Here is a 16,449-nt window from a genome sequence, read left to right as displayed (position 1 = left end):
CTCCCCTCAAGGGGAGAATCTGCTTGTAGTAAACTGTATCGTGTGATTAGAAAGTGATGCTACGATTTCGTTTTTGGTCCGTTTTCACCAAAACAGGCCAAAAACGAAAGAGCCTGCGAAGTAGCAACTCCGCAGGCTCTTTTTATAACAATCAATAATTGACAATCAGCAATTATTTCAATCTCGTGTCTATCTGCAACTCATCCAATTGCGCTTGCGCGATTGGCGACGGTGCGTCAATCATGACGTCACGACCCGAGTTGTTTTTAGGGAAAGCAATGAAATCCCGGATAGAGTCTGCGCCACCGAACAGAGAGCACAGGCGGTCAAACCCGAAGGCGATGCCACCGTGCGGAGGCGCACCGTACTCAAAGGCATCTAGTAAGAAGCCGAACTGGGCTTGAGCTTCCTCGGGCGTGAAACCTAACAGGTTGAACATGCGTGACTGCACGGCACGGTCATGGATACGGATAGAACCACCGCCTACTTCTACACCGTTAATCACCATGTCATAGGCATTGGCACGCACGGCGCCCGGGTTGGTGTCAATCAGGTCCATATCCTCGGGCTTAGGCGAGGTGAACGGGTGGTGCATGGCGTGGTAGCGGTTGCTTTCCTCGTCCCACTCCAAGAGCGGGAAGTCCAGTACCCACAACGTAGAAAATGTGTCTTTGTCGCGCATGCCTAATCGGGTGCCCATCTCTAAGCGCAATTCGTTCAACGCTTTTCTGGTTTTATCAGCGCCTCCGGCCAAGACTAACAGTAAATCTCCCGGCTGCGCATTGAAGGCCTGCGCCCATAGTTGCAGGTCTTCTGGCGAGTAGAATTTGTCCACGCTTGATTTTACGCTTCCGTCTTCCTGCACGCGGGCATACACCAAACCGGTGGCACCTACCTGTGGACGCTTCACGAAGTCTGTGAGCTCATCCAATTGCTTGCGGGTGAAATGGGCGCTGCCAGAGGCATTGATGCCCACCACTAACTCGGCATCATCAAATACCTTAAAGCCTTTGTTTTTCACCACGTCATTCAGCTCTACAAACTGCATCCCGAAACGGGTGTCTGGCTTGTCTGAGCCGTACAGACGCATCGCATCTGCGTACGTCATGCGCGGGAAGTCTGGCAGTTCAATGCCTTTCACGGCACGGAACAGTTGCTTCACCAAGCCTTCAAATGTGTTCAGGATGTCTTCCTGCGTCACAAAAGACATTTCGCAGTCAATCTGGGTGAATTCTGGCTGACGGTCGGCGCGCAAGTCTTCGTCTCTAAAGCACTTCACAATCTGGAAGTATTTGTCAAAGCCCGACACCATCAACAACTGCTTAAACGTCTGCGGCGATTGTGGCAGGGCGTAAAACTCACCGGGGTTCATGCGGCTAGGCACTACAAAGTCACGGGCACCTTCTGGGGTGGATTTGATTAGGACCGGCGTCTCTACCTCAATAAAGCCCTGGCCGTCCAGATACGAACGCGTCTGCTGACCGATGCGGTGACGCAGCTCCAGGCTCTTGCGTACCGGGTTACGGCGCAGGTCCAGATACCGGTACTTCATGCGCAGGTCATCGCCGCCGTCGGTTTCGTCCTCAATTAAGAAAGGAGGTAGTTTGGCGGGGTTCAGGATCTCCAGCGCGGTTACTTTTATCTCAATATCGCCGGTGGCAATTTTGTCATTCTTGGCCACGCGCTCAATCACGGTGCCGGTGGCTTTTATCACAAACTCGCGGCCCAAGGTACGCGCCAGGGTGAGGGCCTCTGGGCTAGAAACGCCTTCCTCCAGCATCAACTGCGTGATGCCGTAGCGGTCGCGCAGGTCTACCCACAGCATGCCGCCTTTGTCGCGTGATTTCTGTACCCAACCGGTCAGGACAACTTCCTGGCCTACATTCTCTAAGCGCAATTCGCCGCAGGTGTGTGAACGAAGCATGGTATCTCTCTTTCTAATTCGCAAAAACAATGGGCAAAGGTACACAATCTCCTCTGTTCTTTTGAAAGCCGTTTTTGGGGTATTTTCCAGGAAACAGGCTAAAAACGGAAATTTTTCTTGGAAGCGTTTACCCCTGTTCTGCTTATGGTCTGGTGTTCGGTAACAGGCTAAAAGTGTTCATTTTTATACACCTGGGTCTGATGGGTTATTTGTAAATATCTGATAAATAGACAATTAAAATATTGGCACACCCCTTGCCAAGACGTGTCACAGGAAGGGCTGTGCCAGACGTGAACAGTTCTACGGCGTGTCCTTTGCCTTAACTAAGTACTTACCAAACAATGCCTACTATGAAACACCAAGACAAACTGTTCACCCTGCTCTTCTTCTTACTTTTGGCTACCGTGCCTGCCTGGGCGCAGGAGACCAGCCGCTATGAACTGAAGGGAAAACTACAAGGCACCAAGGCTGAGCCCCTGCTGGCCGCCAATATTCAGCTGGTGAAAGACCCTTCCATGGAACTGGTAAAAGTGGAGGTTTCTGCCGAGGATGGCTCTTTCATTTTCAGCAATCTGCCGGCCGGCACCTACAAACTCATGGCCACGCATTATGACTATGCCACCTACCAATCTGGCGTGATCAAGCTGGACAACAACCTCAACCTAGGCGATCTGGTCATGCCAGAGCGCGCCGTGGCCTTGAAGGAGATAAAGATTGAGCAGCAGAAGCCCTTGGTGGAACAGCATTTTGACAAGACGGTGCTCAACGTAGAGAACAGCATTGCTTCTACGGGCAGCACCGTGCTGGAAGTACTGGAGAAAGCCCCCGGCGTGAACATTGACCAGAACGACAACATAAGCATGCGCGGCAAAGGCGGCGTGATTGTGATGGTAGACGGCAAGCCCGTGCCCATGTCTGGGGCTGAACTAGCCAACATGCTGCGCGGCATGGGCGCCAACACCGTGGCCAAGATCGACTTGATCACCAACCCCTCTGCGAAGTATGATGCGGCGGGTAACGCCGGGATCATTGACATCAGGCTGAAGAAAGACAACCGCGTGGGCACCAACGGCACGCTTTCCTCTTCTTTTGGCATGGGCATGTACCCCAAGGCCAACCAGGGCCTGCAACTGAACCACCGCAACCGAAACGTGAACGTGTTTGGTTCTTACAACTACGTACACCGCAATGACATTAATAAGCTGGACTTGTACCGGCAGTTTTATGAAGTAGAGGAAACAGATACGGAAGGCCCTAAGTCTAGCAGCCTGCTGGGTATTTATGACCAGAAAAACGTGTTCGGCCACATCATCAATGGGCATAACGGCAGAGTAGGGGCAGACTACACCATTTCGCCTAAGACTATTGTGGGCATAGTGGGCAGTGGCGCGTTCACAGACATTAACCGCACCGTTAATAATCGCGCCGATGTGTTGGATGGCAACAAAGCTTACCAAAGTTCCTTCCTGACCAATGGCTTTACGGGCACCAACCGCAATAACCAGGCCCTCAACCTCAACTTGAAGCATACCATAGACACTACCGGCCGTGAGATTTCGGCGGATGTGGACTATGCCGCCTTCCAGACCCGTGACCTGCAAAACATCAACATTTCTTTTGTGAACGCAGCCAAGCCGCAGTCAGACTCCACGCTGTTTAGTGACTTGGACGGAGAACTGTCCATCTACTCGGCCAAAGTAGATTATGCCCAGCCCTTGAAAGCAATGAACGCTAATTTAGAAGCCGGTGTGAAAAGCAGCCTGGTGAAGGCAGACAACAACCTGCAGTTCTTTGACCGCTCAGAGGGCCGCAATGATTACCTGGACGACAAAAGCAACCACTTCCTGTATTCAGAGAACATCAACGCGGCCTACCTGAACCTGAATAAGAAGTGGACCAAACTAAGCCTGCAACTGGGGCTTCGGTTGGAGAATACTCAAGCCGAAGGAAAGCAGCTCATCACCCATGATGACTTTGACCGCAGCTACACGCAGTTGTTCCCCAGCGCGTACGTGGGCTACACCGTGAGCGAAAAGCATGATGTAGGTTTATCCTTGAGCAGGCGCATTGACCGCCCTACTTACAACCAGCTCAACCCGTTCAGATTCCTGCTGGACCATACCACCTACTCGCAAGGCAATCCGGCGCTTAAACCGCAGCTCACCTATTCGTTTGAGTTCACGCACACGCTTCTGCAGAAATTTGTGACCAAGCTGAGCTACAGCCGCACCACAGACGTGATGGTGAGCGTGCTGTCTCCCACAGACGAAACCACTGAAGACGGCAAGCCCATTGTAAAGCAGCAGGATCAGAACCTGGCCCAACTAGACTATTATGGAGCCACCCTTTCCTTGCCCATCACGGTGGCACGCTGGTTCACCAGTACCAACAACCTAGAAATCTATTACGGTCTGTACCAAGGCAATCTGGCCAACACCAACCTACGCAACGGCCGTCCTACGTTTAACCTCAACTCCAACAACTCCTTCCTGCTGCCCAACAACTGGTCGGCTGAACTGATAGGCGTTTACCGCGCCCGCGAGATTTACGGCTTCCTGGATGTGAACCCGGTCAAGTTTGTTTCTGTGGGCGTGCAAAAACAGTTCCTAGACAAGAAAGCCAGCCTTAAACTGAACGTGTCTGACGTTTTCTATTCCAACAAGACCCGCGCCACCACAGAGCTCACCGGGTACGCAGAACGCTTCTACCAACGCAGAGACACCCGCGTGGCTACCTTGAGCTTCACCTATAGGTTTGGCAAGAGCCAGGTGGCGCCTTCACGCAGACGCACCGGCGGCGCCGAAGAAGAGAAACGCCGTGCCGGGTAAATAAACTCTGCACCGGCAGAAAAGCATGGGCTTGCAAGAGGCCGGCGTTAGCATCCCTAACGCCGGCCTCTTCTTTTGGTATATGTGCTGCGCTGGTTGTCTTATCCTTTATCTGCAAGAAGGTGAAGCAGAGATGCAGTGCGGCCTTTGCGCAACGCTAACCTGCCTCCGAACTATCTGACCTGCAATAGGGTTTTGGGAGAAATTTGTGTATTTTTGCCTTCTCTTGTAGGTGGAATCGGTTAGTTTAATAATAGAAAGAACTTTTTATAATCTTAAAAGATTTTCTTTGAAGAGAGCACCCGCAATAGTAACTAGCTTTAAATGTATTCTGGAGAAATAGCAGGTTGCGCGGTCTATCTGTTGTAAAGGGCCTTCTCTTCAGAGAAAAGGAAAGTTAAATTCAGCATTTACTTAATATATTATCAATGTTTGGTCTGTTATGGCATAAGTCCACATCGGGAAAGTCTAAAAAGCGATATGAGACTAGTTCCTCAACAAAAGAGGAATATTTTGATAGATTGAACTACCCCCGCACGGCTGCAAGCTTGTTGAATATGATCACAGATTCAAAGGAAGTAGTGGAGAACACTGACCTTCGAATCAACTTTAGAGGTGTTGAGTTTGGTACTTCGCTCAAGGATGCAAAGCAAGCCCTGGGAAAGCCAGATTTACACGCTAACCGTGACATGGAGGTAGAAGGGCACGAGATTCTGTTTTACACGTCTTCTATAGGATCTGTACGGGTAACGCAGTGCCTTCACTTTAAGGACAACGGTTTCTTTCTGGGTCAGACCATTGTGAGAAGACCTACCCAGGAGCAATACAAGGCGTTTTTGGAGAAGGTATTGGACAAGTATGACCTCTTTCCGGCTAAAGGCCTTGCCGTTTCTGAGCTGGAGGAACAACTGCCCGTCATTGACATGGAGCGCAACCGCATTGAGTTTACCCATGCGTTCCACCTCACCATCAATTACATCTCAGGCAATCCCAAAGTGGCCGAAGCCTTTGAGGATGTCCGGAACCAGAAACAGCGCAAGCGCTCTTCTGCCCGCGCCTCGTTCAAGGAACAAGTGGAGAATTTTATTTAGTCTGCAGGTATTTTCCCAAACTATACAAACAACGGCCCTTTCTCTTATTGAGGAAGGGTTTTTTGTGTTTACGAAGCTCCTTCCCTAGTGGCTATTAAAGCCTGAAAGGGCCATTCAACCGTTGTTGATGCGTTTCCTTAGTCCAAAGATTAAGGTGCCCAGTTCCCTGTGAAGAGGGTAGGGATGATGGGAGAGTTCTGTGCCTTGAGCTACTGTCACCTTCCTTTCGTCTGGCGTGGGGCTTTGGAACCGTGACGTATGATGAAGGGAACTTCCACACTCACGGCTCTTTCCTTGATTTTTACCTCTCAGGATATTGGTGTAAAACGAGGATTCTCCCTTTGAGGATTGCCCAAACGAGAGTTTGAGGCAGCGAGCGGCAGCTCAGTAGAAGGGTGTTTACATCAACTGATCTTATTCTCCCGCCGTTGTTGGTGTTATCACCAACAACAATCGCTAGATGAGGATTCTCCCCTTGAGGGGAGCGTAGAGGGGTGTTTGCATCAGTTGGGCATAATTCCTGCCTCTACTGCCCAATTCCTTCTTGCCAAACTTCCCTCTTTCTTCCTTTCTGCTCAGGTTTGTCACTTTTCTCCTTGATGAGAAAAGTAACCAAAAGAATCAAGAAGAAAAGAAACTCGCTGCCGCTCAGACAGTCTTTTCTTCGGAGTGTGCACCTGGCTGGCGTGACTCGTTTCATCGTGAGCTTACGCCTCTGCTGTAAGATAGGCCGCTGCTCACTCCCTACCCATGCTCCGGGCGCACAGCCAAGGCTGCCCTGCGCAAGGTCGGTCGGCTGACTATTTGATGGAAGAGGGGTTGCAATGCCTTCATCGCCCTACCGGCGGAAATCTACTGTGACTCAAGACTCAGGACTCTTTATGACCTCGTAGTATGCGCAGCTCCTACGAGTGTCTTTACTCGTTTTTCGCCTAATTTCCAGGAAACAGGCTAAAATCGCAATTCTTTCTCAAGGGAGAGGGAAGGTCAGGATGAAGGAAGGTATTCTGCTGTTTGCTTAGATGCCAAACCTGAGCCAATGGCTTGCTTCAAGCGTCCCTAATCCTGATAAATCAAACAATCCAGCAAATTCTGCTTCAATCCAGCAAATCCTGCTAATAAAACAAAACAGCCCAAGAACGGGAGACCGTTTTTGGGCTGTTTTCTGGAAATTAGATGAAAAACGCTTAGATAGCGCCTTCTGGGGCGCTTCCGCGCTGTAAGAACGGGTAGCGGTAATCTACCGGCGGTACAAACGTTTCTTTGATGGTACGGGCAGTAGTCCAACGCAACAGGTTCAGCATGGAGCCGGCCTTGTCATTGGTGCCCGAGGCGCGCGATCCACCGAACGGCTGCTGGCCTACCACGGCACCCGTAGGCTTGTCATTGATGTAGAAGTTACCGGCCGCATGAGAAAGTTTCTTAGAAGCTACCTCAATGGCGTAACGGTCATTAGAGAAGATGGCACCTGTCAAAGCGTATGGAGACGTTTTGTCTACAATCTCCAAAGTCTCCTCAAATTTGTTTTCATCATACACGTGCAAAGTCAACACCGGTCCGAAAAGCTCTTCGCACATGGTCACATAAGAAGGATCTTCTGCAACGATGATGGTTGGCTCAATGAAGTATCCTTTGCTCTTGTCATAGTTACCACCGGCAATGATCTCTACCCCTTTGTCTTTCTTGGCAGCGTCAATGTACTTGGCCAACTTGTCAAACGATTTCTCGTCAATCACGGCGTTGATGAAATTCCCGAAGTCCTGCGGGTCACCCATCTCCAGTGATGCTAAGTCTTCAATCACGTAGGCTTTCACGTCTTCCCAGATGTTGCTAGGGATGTACGCTCTAGAGGCGGCAGAACATTTCTGGCCCTGGTACTCAAAGGCGCCACGAGTAATGGCCACGGCTACTTCTTTGGCATCCGCTGATTTATGTGCCACGATGAAGTCTTTACCACCAGTCTCCCCCACAATGCGTGGGTAGTTGCGGTAGTTGCCTACGTTCTCACCGATGGTTTTCCAGATGTGGTTGAATACGCCAGTACTACCGGTGAAGTGGATACCAGAGAAATCACGGTGCTTGAAGATAACGTCACCCGCAACCGGTCCGTCTACATACACTAGGTTGATTACGCCGTCTGGCACGCCAGCGGCTTTGAACAGGTCCATGATCACTTTAGCCGAATAGATCTGCGTGTTGGCTGGTTTCCAAACCACCACGTTGCCCATCAAGGCAGGGGCGGCCGGCAGGTTAGCGGCAATAGAGGTAAAGTTGAACGGCGTCAAAGCAAACACGAAGCCTTCTAGCGGGCGGTGCTCCAACCGGTTCCACATGCCGGGCAATGACTCTGGTTGCATCTTGTAGATGTCGGTCATGTACTTCACGTTGAACTTGAAGAAGTCAATCAGCTCACAGGCGGCATCAATCTCAGCCTGAAACGCGTTCTTGGACTGCCCCAGCATGGTGGCAGCGTTCATGCGCGCTCTGAAAGGACCTGCCAAAAGATCGGCGGCTTTCAAGAAGATGGCGGCGCGGCTTTCCCAAGGCATGTTGGCCCATTGCTCACGAGCGGCCAAAGCAGCATCAATGGCTTGTTGTACGTGGCTGGCATCTCCCTGATGATAGGTGGCAATCACGCGCTGGTGATCATGCGGAGGCGCGATGGTGCCGGTCTTGCCGCTACGCACTTCTTCGCCGCCAATGTACATGGGAATGTCCAGTTGCTGCTCGCGCAGTTCATTGTATGTGTTGAGAAGTTCTTCTCTTTCTTTGCTGCCCGGAGCATAGCTCTTCACAGGCTCGTTCACCGGAATGGGAACATTGAAAAATCCGTTGGCCATATTGACTATAGTTTTAGATTCTGGTTATGGTGTAAAGGTAGGGCATATACGGGGAAAAGGCTAACGCAACTGCGTTCAGTGGGTAAAGCAGGCTGTATACGTGTAACGTACTAGCCCGCCTACATTAAGGTAAGGCGCATAGAGTCAAAAAACTTCCGGATTCTTTCTTTATTTGGTTTAGACAGATGAGAAATGGGTGTGTACTGGGCTTGGTACACCCGTCCATCCACAAAAATAACCCGTTTGCTAAAGGTAATCTGATACGTGCCTCGGGGAGGCGCTGCTCTAAAAGAGAATTCCAATCCCTTGTAACCGTCTAGTGTGAAAGAAGCAGAATCTACCAATGTTCCGTTTGCGTCTTTAATCTGGGAACTCATTAAACTTACGTAATAGAGGTAAGAATTGGTGATGGGCCTGAGGCCGGGCTGTTTGTTATAATGAATGGCAGAGGCCATAAAACCGGCCTCCCCTGATTTGACAAAGTAGAGAGTTGTGCCACCCCCACTGCTTTGGGTAGGCTGACCAGGAAACTCAACAGAGAGCCGTTGGTCTATGTGCTGCCTAAGCCACTCAGTAACCGGTGGTGTAAAGGCCAGAAACGGGGCAATGCTACCGGCAATCAAAAGGAGAGTGAGTCTTCTGTTAAAAGAATTTACGTTCATGGTAATGTTGCGGAATAACGATATTGGATAGGTTGCTGAATTTAAAGCTTTAAACTACTAATTCTTATCTGGTTGTCACCTGGATTCTTACAGGAAGGGCATTCCCCTTTCTGAAATGAATGTAAATATACTTGGTCCACAGAACAAGCAGAGGGCGCAACACGGTAAATGCATGTGAAGTACCTGCGTATCGGTCTTAATTCAGTTTCCTTATTTCCATCAAACTTGTTCCTATGAGCGCTCCCAAAGACAATTTCTCCCGACAGGCAACGCTGTATAAGAAGTTCAGGCCGACCTATCCGCCAGCCTTGTATGAGTTTATTTTGAAACTGGTGCCGAACAGAGAATGCGCCTGGGACTGCGGCACTGGCAACGGGCAAGTGGCGGTAGAACTGGCCAAGCATTTCACCCACGTCAAAGCAACCGACATAAGTGAAAAGCAACTGCAACAAGCACCAGCTCAGGCCAACATAGAATATAGTCTTCAGCCTGCTGAGAAAACAAATTTCGCTACCAGTTCCTTTGACTTGATTACGGTAGGGCAGGCTGCGCACTGGTTTGACTTTGATCAGTTTTACCCAGAAGTGACGCGCGTGGCCAAACCCAATGCCGTTCTGGCGCTATGGGGCTACGGTTTGCTTTCTATTTCGCCAGAGCTGGATAGGGTCATCCAGCATTTTTACACAGACACCATTGGGCCATACTGGGATGCAGAACGAAAGCATATTGACTCCAGCTATGCTTCTCTGCCTTTTCCGTTAGAAGAATTGCCGCCATTTACCGGAACCATTGAGCAGAGCTGGACCATATCAGATTTAGAAGGTTACTTAAACACCTGGTCCAGCGTACAGGCATATATCCAGAAACACAAAGGAAATCCCGTGGATGCCTGCATGGCAGACATCAGAAAAGCGTGGGGAGAGAAGGCGGAGTTGTCCGTGCGTTTCCCGGTCTTCAGTAGGATAGGGAGAATTGTCAAGTAAGAAGGCAAAAAAAGGAGCGTCCGTTTTTGGCTTTTTTCCCGGGAAACAGGCCAAAAACGGACGCTTTAGGATAGGATTAGCAGCAGGCTACACGTCAAACAGGAAGAACGGCATGGCAAAACCGGCTTTCTGAAGGATGGGCTTGGCTACGTTGAATACTTTTACGCCGTGTGAGGTGGCGCCTTCCAGCGTACCCACGTGCGCGTGTCCGTGAAAACAGGCCAGCACGTTCTGCCGGTTCAAAGGTTCGGCCAGGCGGGAGCAGCCCAGGAACGGATGAATGGCCTCAGGCTCGCCTTCTACTGTGGCCCGAATGGGAGAGTAATGCAGCAGGGCAATCTTCTTCACTTCAGGGTACTCGGTGTCTAGTCTGGAGAGGCCGGCCTCCAGTTTCAAGGCTTCGTCTACGGCTTCCTGCACAAAGGCTTTGTTCTGGGTCTCGCCAAACATGGAGAGCATGTGCTGGTCAAAGCCGCCGCCAAATCCTTTTACGCCCGCAAAGCCCACGTTCTTGATCACTACGGCCTCACCGTCCAGAAAATGCACGTTGTCTTTGATGAGGCACTTCCTGATCTCGTCCTGCTCGTTTTTATCATGGTCATGGTTGCCCAGCACGCACACCACCGGAATGGTGCAGGCACGCATTTCTTCGGCCAGCACTTCGGCCTCGCGGGCGTAGCCGTGGTCAGTGAGATCGCCGCAGAGCAGGAGCACGTCTGCCTGGCTGGAAGCCGCCCTGAAGAACTCCACCCATTTGCCTTTGTCTGTCTCGCGCACGTGAATGTCGCCCACGGCGGCAATGCGGGTGGGGCGCTGGGGCTGTTCGGTAGGCGCTGGCACTGGCTGCGGTTGCTGGGCCAAGGGTTGTGACGGTTGCGGTGTTTCTTGCTGGGGGATAATAGGTGATTGCTCCATTTCTAAAGTAGATTTTAGACGCTGGACATTAGATGTTAGATACCCTATTTGAGTTATAGAATACGTGCGTAGATTAGCTGATAATGAAAAACTGCTTTACCTTCTGTATTGCTTGCTCAAAGTCTAGTATCTAACATCTACTATCCAGTTAAATAGTCATGATGGTCATGGCCTTAAAGCCCCACTCCGTGACGGCTGGCGCATATTGGGTCTGGTCAATGAGCAGGCCGCGGCACACTCTTTCTGTAGGCGGTGGCATGTCAAACTGTTCCTTGGCTCGTAGCAGTAACTCATCAAAAAGATCTCTGGGAATGATGTCTCGCTCTGACGGGTATACAAACTGGAAGGAGAGCAGTTGCATGAGCAGGAGCTGCCAGTGTTGCTCCAGCGTCTGCAGGATGCGTTCCCAGTCCATTTTATCGCCGTGTCTTAAAATCAAATGATTCAGGTCTGATCCGTCGTAACGCTCGCGGTTCTGCACGTAAATCTTGCATTTGAAGAGGTCTTCGGCAGAGATGTATTTGACGGGCACGCCAAACTCGGTGCCTTCTGGGGCTCTCCTGAACCAGCCGTCATTGACGGGCATGTTGCTGGCGGGGTTGTTGAAGATAAAGTCTACGTATTTGCCGTCCTTGAACGCCTTGGCCAGCCAGCGCGCATCTACCAGTTCGGTCTTGAACCCTTCATCAGAGAAAATCTTGAGCAGGCGCGGGCAGTCTCCGGCCTTGCAGAAAACGTCCATGTCTTTCATGTCGCGCTGCATGCCGGTATACTGCCTAAGGGCGAAGCCGCCACCCATCAAAAAGGGTAAGCCGCTCTCGTGCAGCATCTGTAGAGCCTGCGGGTAAAATTCTTTGGCCACTTCGGGGGCCATGTCATCTAGTTCCATAATTTTCTAAAGGTCTGAAAAGTAAAAGGATAAGCCTTTAGGTAAAAGCTTCTGAGCCACCAAAGGCTATCTAAAGGCGCGGGGAGGGCCCTGCACTCTTGCCCGGTGGTAATGCGTGTACTTAATCCTACGGAAAATGTTTGTCTCTGCGCCGGTCCAGGTGCTCTCTATTTATTTATTCATAGATAAGGATATAGCAGAACCTTAATGTGTTATTAGAAGTATGAAAGAATAAATTGCTTTAGTTCTATGTTTTAAGGCAAATATTTATTACTATTGTTCTATAAAGAGATGTGCGTATGAAAAAAATCTTGGTTGTTCTGCTTGGAGTCTTCTTGTTGAGTGCCTCAACAGAAGCAAGCCTCGCCTTTTCTCAAGGTAATCCAGAGGTTGGTAAAACGTCAGATGTGGTGTCTAGAAGAATGATGCAGTATCTGAAACTGAATGAGTTGGAGTATATTAAAGTAAAGGAGCTCAACCAGGCGCGCATTGCCAAGATCAGCGAGGTGGTCTACCAATACAGCAACAACATGGCCATGCAGGAAACGCTCTGCGCCGAAATTGAAAAGGATTTTGAAGCCAAGCTGGCGGCCACGCTCATGAAAGAGAAGATGGCAGGCTACGCGGCGTTCAAACTCACGCCGGAAGGAGACGTGCTGGCCCTGGTGAAGAATTCTTCAGACAAGTCACCTGTACAGGTAAAATAAATCCTTCTACTTTCTAAGATAGTCCTCTGGCAGGAGCCAACTGGTACAACCGGTAGCCCCTGCCAGAGGACTTTTTGCGTTAGGAGAGAAGTGACCAGGCCGGCCAGATGAAATAGGTTTCTTACCTTTGCCCTACATTTAGGCAGTGGCGCTAGCCGCCGCCATCTCTATTTAGCGCAAGCACCATGTCCGGAAAGAAAGTTAAGTACCTATTGATAGCCCTGGGCGCCCTTTTGGTGGTCTGGTTTGTGAAAGATGCCTTTACCCAGCCTAGCATTGATGACCTCTCTGGCGAGTTCATGGAGGTAGCCTTTTATAGAAACGAGAACAACACCGGCCCTATTCAGCGCATTTACGCCGTGACCGTAGAAGACACGCTCTGGGACCAGATGCAGCAGTACGGCGAGTTCATGCCCCACACCAAATACGGCAACACCAAGGTTTATTTCTTTCTGCAAGGCCAGCCCGTGCCAGAAACCTTAGCGCCCGGCCAGCAAAACTTTGACGCCCAGTTTGAGAAATACTGCCTGGCCAAGTTTGAAAAGGATGCCATGGGGCAGGTGAGTTTTGTGAAGCGGCCGTTCAGATAATAGGGCTGGTGGCCTTTGCCTCATTAATCAGTATTCTGCTTCTCTAGTTGCTTGTCCCTTTAGGCCGGAGAAACCTCGTTTTTGACCTGTTTTGCTGAAAATTGCGCAAAAACGCGATGGAGGGACAGTGTCTGGAGAATTCAAGCATATTTACCTGAGCAGGTAAATTATAGGCTGTTGCAGGTTAGTGTTTGAGGCTTTTCTTTGAGGATTTCATTCTATCGAATTTTATGAAAAATTTAGTCTTCACGCTTCTTCTGGTAGCAGGATCCTTTATTTGCAGCCAAGCACAGGTGTTGCCCGGCAGTGTGCAGATAGGCATTATTGGCGGACCTAGTCATGTGTATTTTGATAGAGATGAATACCCGTATGGTAATGTTACCATCAGTAGTGCTATTAGATGGTCGGCAGGTTTGTCTTCTAAATATCAGCTAAACTGGTTCTTTCTTAAGACGGAACCGCTCTATGAGAATAAAGGGTATAAGGCAGAAGCCGTCGTCTATAAGGCTCAAACCAGACAAGAGTTCAAGGATAGTAGGCATTTTCATTACCTGACACTGCCTGTGTTAGTAGGAGTGCGTTTGTTTAGGACGGGTTTTTACCTGAATGCAGGCCCTTATATGGGTAAACTTTTATCCCAGATAACATTTGAAAGCGTTACAGGATCAGAGGATACTTCTGCTCGTAGAGAGGAAACTAATTCTTGGGAAAAGTTTGATTATGGAATATCAGGAGGTGTCGGGTATTCTAAAGAAATCCATCCTCTATGGAATGTTAGTGCAGAGATTCGCCACAACAGGGGGCTATATGATATTTATACAGGAGGTAATTACAACCCAAATTCTACCAGCCTGCTTCTGGGTGTCCACTATAAATTGACTCCGTAATAGCATTCTTCTTTCGTTTTTGGCCTGTTTTCTCTAAAACAAGCCAAAAACGAACCTGTCCTTGCACAAATTCAAGAACCTTGCAGCCGCCCCCTTTTTCCATTTCGGAATCGAACCAGAATCGATTAACTTTGTAGAGCGATGGAGAATTTTGTTGTATCGGCTAGAAAATACCGCCCTACCACTTTTGACAGTGTAGTAGGCCAGCACCATATTACCACTACCTTAAAGAACGCAATCAGCAGCAATCATTTGGCGCAGGCCTTCTTGTTCTGCGGGCCAAGAGGAGTGGGTAAGACCACGTGCGCGCGTATTCTGGCCAAGACCATCAACTGCGAGAACATCACGCCAGAGACAGAGGCCTGCAACGTCTGTGACTCCTGCAAAAGCTTTAACACCAACAGCTCGTTCAACATCCATGAGCTGGATGCGGCGTCCAACAACTCAGTAGATGATATTAGAAGTCTGGTGGAGCAGGTGCGCTATGTGCCGCAGACGGGCAAGTACAAAATCTACATCATAGATGAGGTGCACATGCTCTCCAACCAGGCCTTCAACGCGTTTTTGAAGACCCTGGAAGAGCCGCCTTCCTATGCCATTTTCATTCTGGCCACTACGGAGCGTCATAAGATCATCCCTACCATTCTGTCCCGCTGTCAGATTTTTGACTTCAACCGCATTCGCATTGAAGACATGGTCCAGCATCTGGGCAACATTGCGGGCAAAGAAAACATTGAGGCCGAGGAAGACGCCCTGCACCTGATCTCACAAAAGGCAGACGGCGCCCTGCGCGATGCGCTTTCCATCTTCGACCAGATGGTAACCTTCTCGGGAAACCATTTGACCTACAAAGCCACGGTGCAGAACCTTCATATTCTGGACTATGACTATTACTTCAGACTAACAGATTATCTGCTTACCCAGAACCTGAGCGGCACCTTGTTGCTGTATGATGAAATCCTGAAAAACGGGTTTGACTCGCATAATTTCATCCTGGGCATTGGCGACCATTTTAGAAGCCTGTTGGTATGCAAAGACCAGGTGACGGTACAGTTGTTGGAGGTTTCTGAGAACATCAAGTCCCGCTACGCCCAACAGGCGCAGGAAGCCAGCTTGAGTTTCTTGATTTCTGGGTTGAACCTGGTAGGAACCTGCGACCAGAACTTTAAAGCCGCCAAGAACCAGCGCCTGCACGTGGAGTTGTTGCTCATGAAACTGGCGCATTTGCCGCAAGCCTTGCAACTGGCCTCAGACGTCTCTCTTACCGGAGACGTCAAAAAAAAAACTAATGGAAGTTCCGGCGTAGCCGCACCCGCGGCTCCGGCAACTGCTGTTCCTGCTCCAAACCCAGTTTCTGCTCCCGTAGCGGTTGCCTCGGCTCCTGCGGTTTCTGCTAGTTTTGAGAAAAACAGCCCAGAAACGCACCACAACACGGCGCCGGCAGACATGGACGCCGGCGAGGATCCCATCTTTGACACCTATCCAGAAGAAGCGCCGTTACCAGTGCCTTCTGTGATGGCACCCGCCGCTCCGGTAACTGCGCCGGCTCCCTTGCGCGCACCTGTTTCCTCGCCGCTGGCAGGACGCAAGATGTCCAAACTACCCAGCCTTAAGAACATAGAAGAGAAAGTGGCGGCTTCGGCGGCGCAAAGCATAGACGTGTTGGAAGAAGAAACCGAAGCCTACGTGCCCGGTTCTCTGCCTGCCATCAATGAGCACAAGCTGCGCCAGTTGTGGCAGGCCCATGTAGACCGCATTAAGCAAACGGACCGCACCCTGGAGTACACCATCATGAACCGCGACTGGGCCTTTGACGTGGAACGCGCCGAGATTCGTCTGTCTGTGGAGAACGATGTGCAGGTTGCCGAGTTCAACTCCTTCAAGCCCGAGCTGCTGATGTACCTTCGGCAGAGCCTGGGCCACAACCGCCTGCAGGTGAACATTGAGGTAGCCCAGCAAGAAAGCACCGGCCGCAAGCTCTACACCTCGCAAGACCGTTTCAACTACCTGTCAGAAATGTACCCAGAACTGCTTGAGTTGAAAACCAGATTAGGCCTGGATACTGATTTTTAATAAAATTACCCTTGAACCTGCATGGCTAAACACTGTGTAGGTTTTTCTTTACCTTCTCCC

Annotated in this window: 12 protein-coding genes; 7 read left to right on the top strand and 5 right to left on the bottom strand. The window is 50.2% G+C overall.

Features of this window, described 5'->3' with window-relative positions; all coding sequences use genetic code 11:
• Positions 1-172 precede the first annotated feature (172 nt).
• Complete coding sequence (gene aspS / locus GU926_RS09500; protein ID WP_160691269.1) at positions 173-1,924, bottom strand: aspartate--tRNA ligase; 1,752 nt, start codon at positions 1,922-1,924, stop codon at positions 173-175.
• A 350-nt stretch (positions 1,925-2,274) separates the two neighbouring features.
• Between aspS and GU926_RS09495 the strand changes: the two genes are divergently transcribed.
• Complete coding sequence (locus GU926_RS09495) at positions 2,275-4,752, top strand: TonB-dependent receptor (protein ID WP_160691267.1); 2,478 nt, start codon at positions 2,275-2,277, stop codon at positions 4,750-4,752.
• Positions 4,753-5,309: 557 nt separating this feature from the next.
• Positions 5,310-5,843, top strand: a complete 534-nt coding sequence (locus GU926_RS09490; protein ID WP_160691265.1) for an RNA-binding protein — start codon at positions 5,310-5,312, stop codon at positions 5,841-5,843.
• A gap of 1,187 nt (positions 5,844-7,030) precedes the next feature.
• On the opposite strand, the gene pruA is transcribed toward GU926_RS09490, so the two are convergent.
• Both pruA and GU926_RS09480 read right to left on the bottom strand, forming a co-directional pair.
• Positions 7,031-8,683 carry an L-glutamate gamma-semialdehyde dehydrogenase gene (pruA, locus tag GU926_RS09485; RefSeq protein ID WP_160691263.1) on the bottom strand — a complete coding sequence of 551 codons (1,653 nt, stop codon included), beginning with the start codon at positions 8,681-8,683 and terminating at the stop codon, positions 7,031-7,033.
• Positions 8,684-8,802: 119 nt separating this feature from the next.
• Positions 8,803-9,345: a hypothetical protein gene (locus GU926_RS09480; RefSeq protein ID WP_160691261.1), complete on the bottom strand. Its 543-nt coding sequence runs from the start codon at positions 9,343-9,345 to the stop codon at positions 8,803-8,805.
• Positions 9,346-9,578: 233 nt separating this feature from the next.
• On the opposite strand from GU926_RS09480, the gene GU926_RS09475 reads away from it, so the two are divergent.
• On the top strand, positions 9,579-10,328 hold the full coding sequence (locus tag GU926_RS09475; RefSeq protein WP_160691259.1) for a class I SAM-dependent methyltransferase: 750 nt from the start codon (positions 9,579-9,581) through the stop codon (positions 10,326-10,328).
• Between the two features lie 87 nt (positions 10,329-10,415).
• On the opposite strand, the gene GU926_RS09470 is transcribed toward GU926_RS09475, so the two are convergent.
• Together GU926_RS09470 and GU926_RS09465 are read right to left on the bottom strand one after the other, a co-directional pair.
• Positions 10,416-11,243: a metallophosphoesterase family protein gene (locus GU926_RS09470; RefSeq protein ID WP_160691257.1), complete on the bottom strand. Its 828-nt coding sequence runs from the start codon at positions 11,241-11,243 to the stop codon at positions 10,416-10,418.
• Between the two features lie 148 nt (positions 11,244-11,391).
• The gene (locus GU926_RS09465; protein ID WP_160691255.1) at positions 11,392-12,132 is read right to left on the bottom strand and encodes a nucleotidyltransferase; all 741 of its coding nucleotides are present in this window, start codon (positions 12,130-12,132) and stop codon (positions 11,392-11,394) included.
• 422 nt (positions 12,133-12,554) lie between these two features.
• On the opposite strand from GU926_RS09465, the gene GU926_RS09460 reads away from it, so the two are divergent.
• From GU926_RS09460 to GU926_RS09445, 4 genes are all read left to right on the top strand, one after another.
• Complete coding sequence (locus GU926_RS09460) at positions 12,555-12,839, top strand: hypothetical protein (protein ID WP_160691253.1); 285 nt, start codon at positions 12,555-12,557, stop codon at positions 12,837-12,839.
• A gap of 185 nt (positions 12,840-13,024) precedes the next feature.
• A complete protein-coding gene (locus tag GU926_RS09455) occupies positions 13,025-13,429 on the top strand; it encodes a hypothetical protein (protein WP_160691251.1) in 405 nt (134 codons plus the stop codon).
• Positions 13,430-13,659: 230 nt separating this feature from the next.
• Positions 13,660-14,316: a porin family protein gene (locus GU926_RS09450; protein ID WP_160691249.1), complete on the top strand. Its 657-nt coding sequence runs from the start codon at positions 13,660-13,662 to the stop codon at positions 14,314-14,316.
• Between the two features lie 141 nt (positions 14,317-14,457).
• Positions 14,458-16,389: a DNA polymerase III subunit gamma/tau gene (locus GU926_RS09445; RefSeq protein WP_160691247.1), complete on the top strand. Its 1,932-nt coding sequence runs from the start codon at positions 14,458-14,460 to the stop codon at positions 16,387-16,389.
• The last annotated feature ends 60 nt before the right edge of the window (positions 16,390-16,449 follow it).

Origin of the sequence: Nibribacter ruber (genome assembly GCF_009913235.1) — a bacterium.
In the GTDB taxonomy this organism is placed as follows: domain Bacteria; phylum Bacteroidota; class Bacteroidia; order Cytophagales; family Hymenobacteraceae; genus Nibribacter; species Nibribacter ruber.
Note: the sequence above shows the minus strand (reverse complement) of the source record. Positions and strands in the feature narration are given on the sequence as shown.

Excerpts from the sequence above, each read along its gene's own strand:
- aspS (WP_160691269.1), bottom strand. The coding sequence starts at position 1,924 with ATGCTTCGTTCACACACCTGCGGCGAATTGCGCTTAGAGAATGTAGGC.
- GU926_RS09495 (WP_160691267.1), top strand. The coding sequence starts at position 2,275 with ATGAAACACCAAGACAAACTGTTCACCCTGCTCTTCTTCTTACTTTTG.
- GU926_RS09490 (WP_160691265.1), top strand. The coding sequence starts at position 5,310 with ATGATCACAGATTCAAAGGAAGTAGTGGAGAACACTGACCTTCGAATC.
- pruA (WP_160691263.1), bottom strand. The coding sequence starts at position 8,683 with ATGGCCAACGGATTTTTCAATGTTCCCATTCCGGTGAACGAGCCTGTG.
- GU926_RS09480 (WP_160691261.1), bottom strand. The coding sequence starts at position 9,345 with ATGAACGTAAATTCTTTTAACAGAAGACTCACTCTCCTTTTGATTGCC.
- GU926_RS09475 (WP_160691259.1), top strand. The coding sequence starts at position 9,579 with ATGAGCGCTCCCAAAGACAATTTCTCCCGACAGGCAACGCTGTATAAG.
- GU926_RS09470 (WP_160691257.1), bottom strand. The coding sequence starts at position 11,243 with ATGGAGCAATCACCTATTATCCCCCAGCAAGAAACACCGCAACCGTCA.
- GU926_RS09465 (WP_160691255.1), bottom strand. The coding sequence starts at position 12,132 with ATGGAACTAGATGACATGGCCCCCGAAGTGGCCAAAGAATTTTACCCG.
- GU926_RS09460 (WP_160691253.1), top strand. The coding sequence starts at position 12,555 with ATGATGCAGTATCTGAAACTGAATGAGTTGGAGTATATTAAAGTAAAG.
- GU926_RS09455 (WP_160691251.1), top strand. The coding sequence starts at position 13,025 with ATGTCCGGAAAGAAAGTTAAGTACCTATTGATAGCCCTGGGCGCCCTT.
- GU926_RS09450 (WP_160691249.1), top strand. The coding sequence starts at position 13,660 with ATGAAAAATTTAGTCTTCACGCTTCTTCTGGTAGCAGGATCCTTTATT.
- GU926_RS09445 (WP_160691247.1), top strand. The coding sequence starts at position 14,458 with ATGGAGAATTTTGTTGTATCGGCTAGAAAATACCGCCCTACCACTTTT.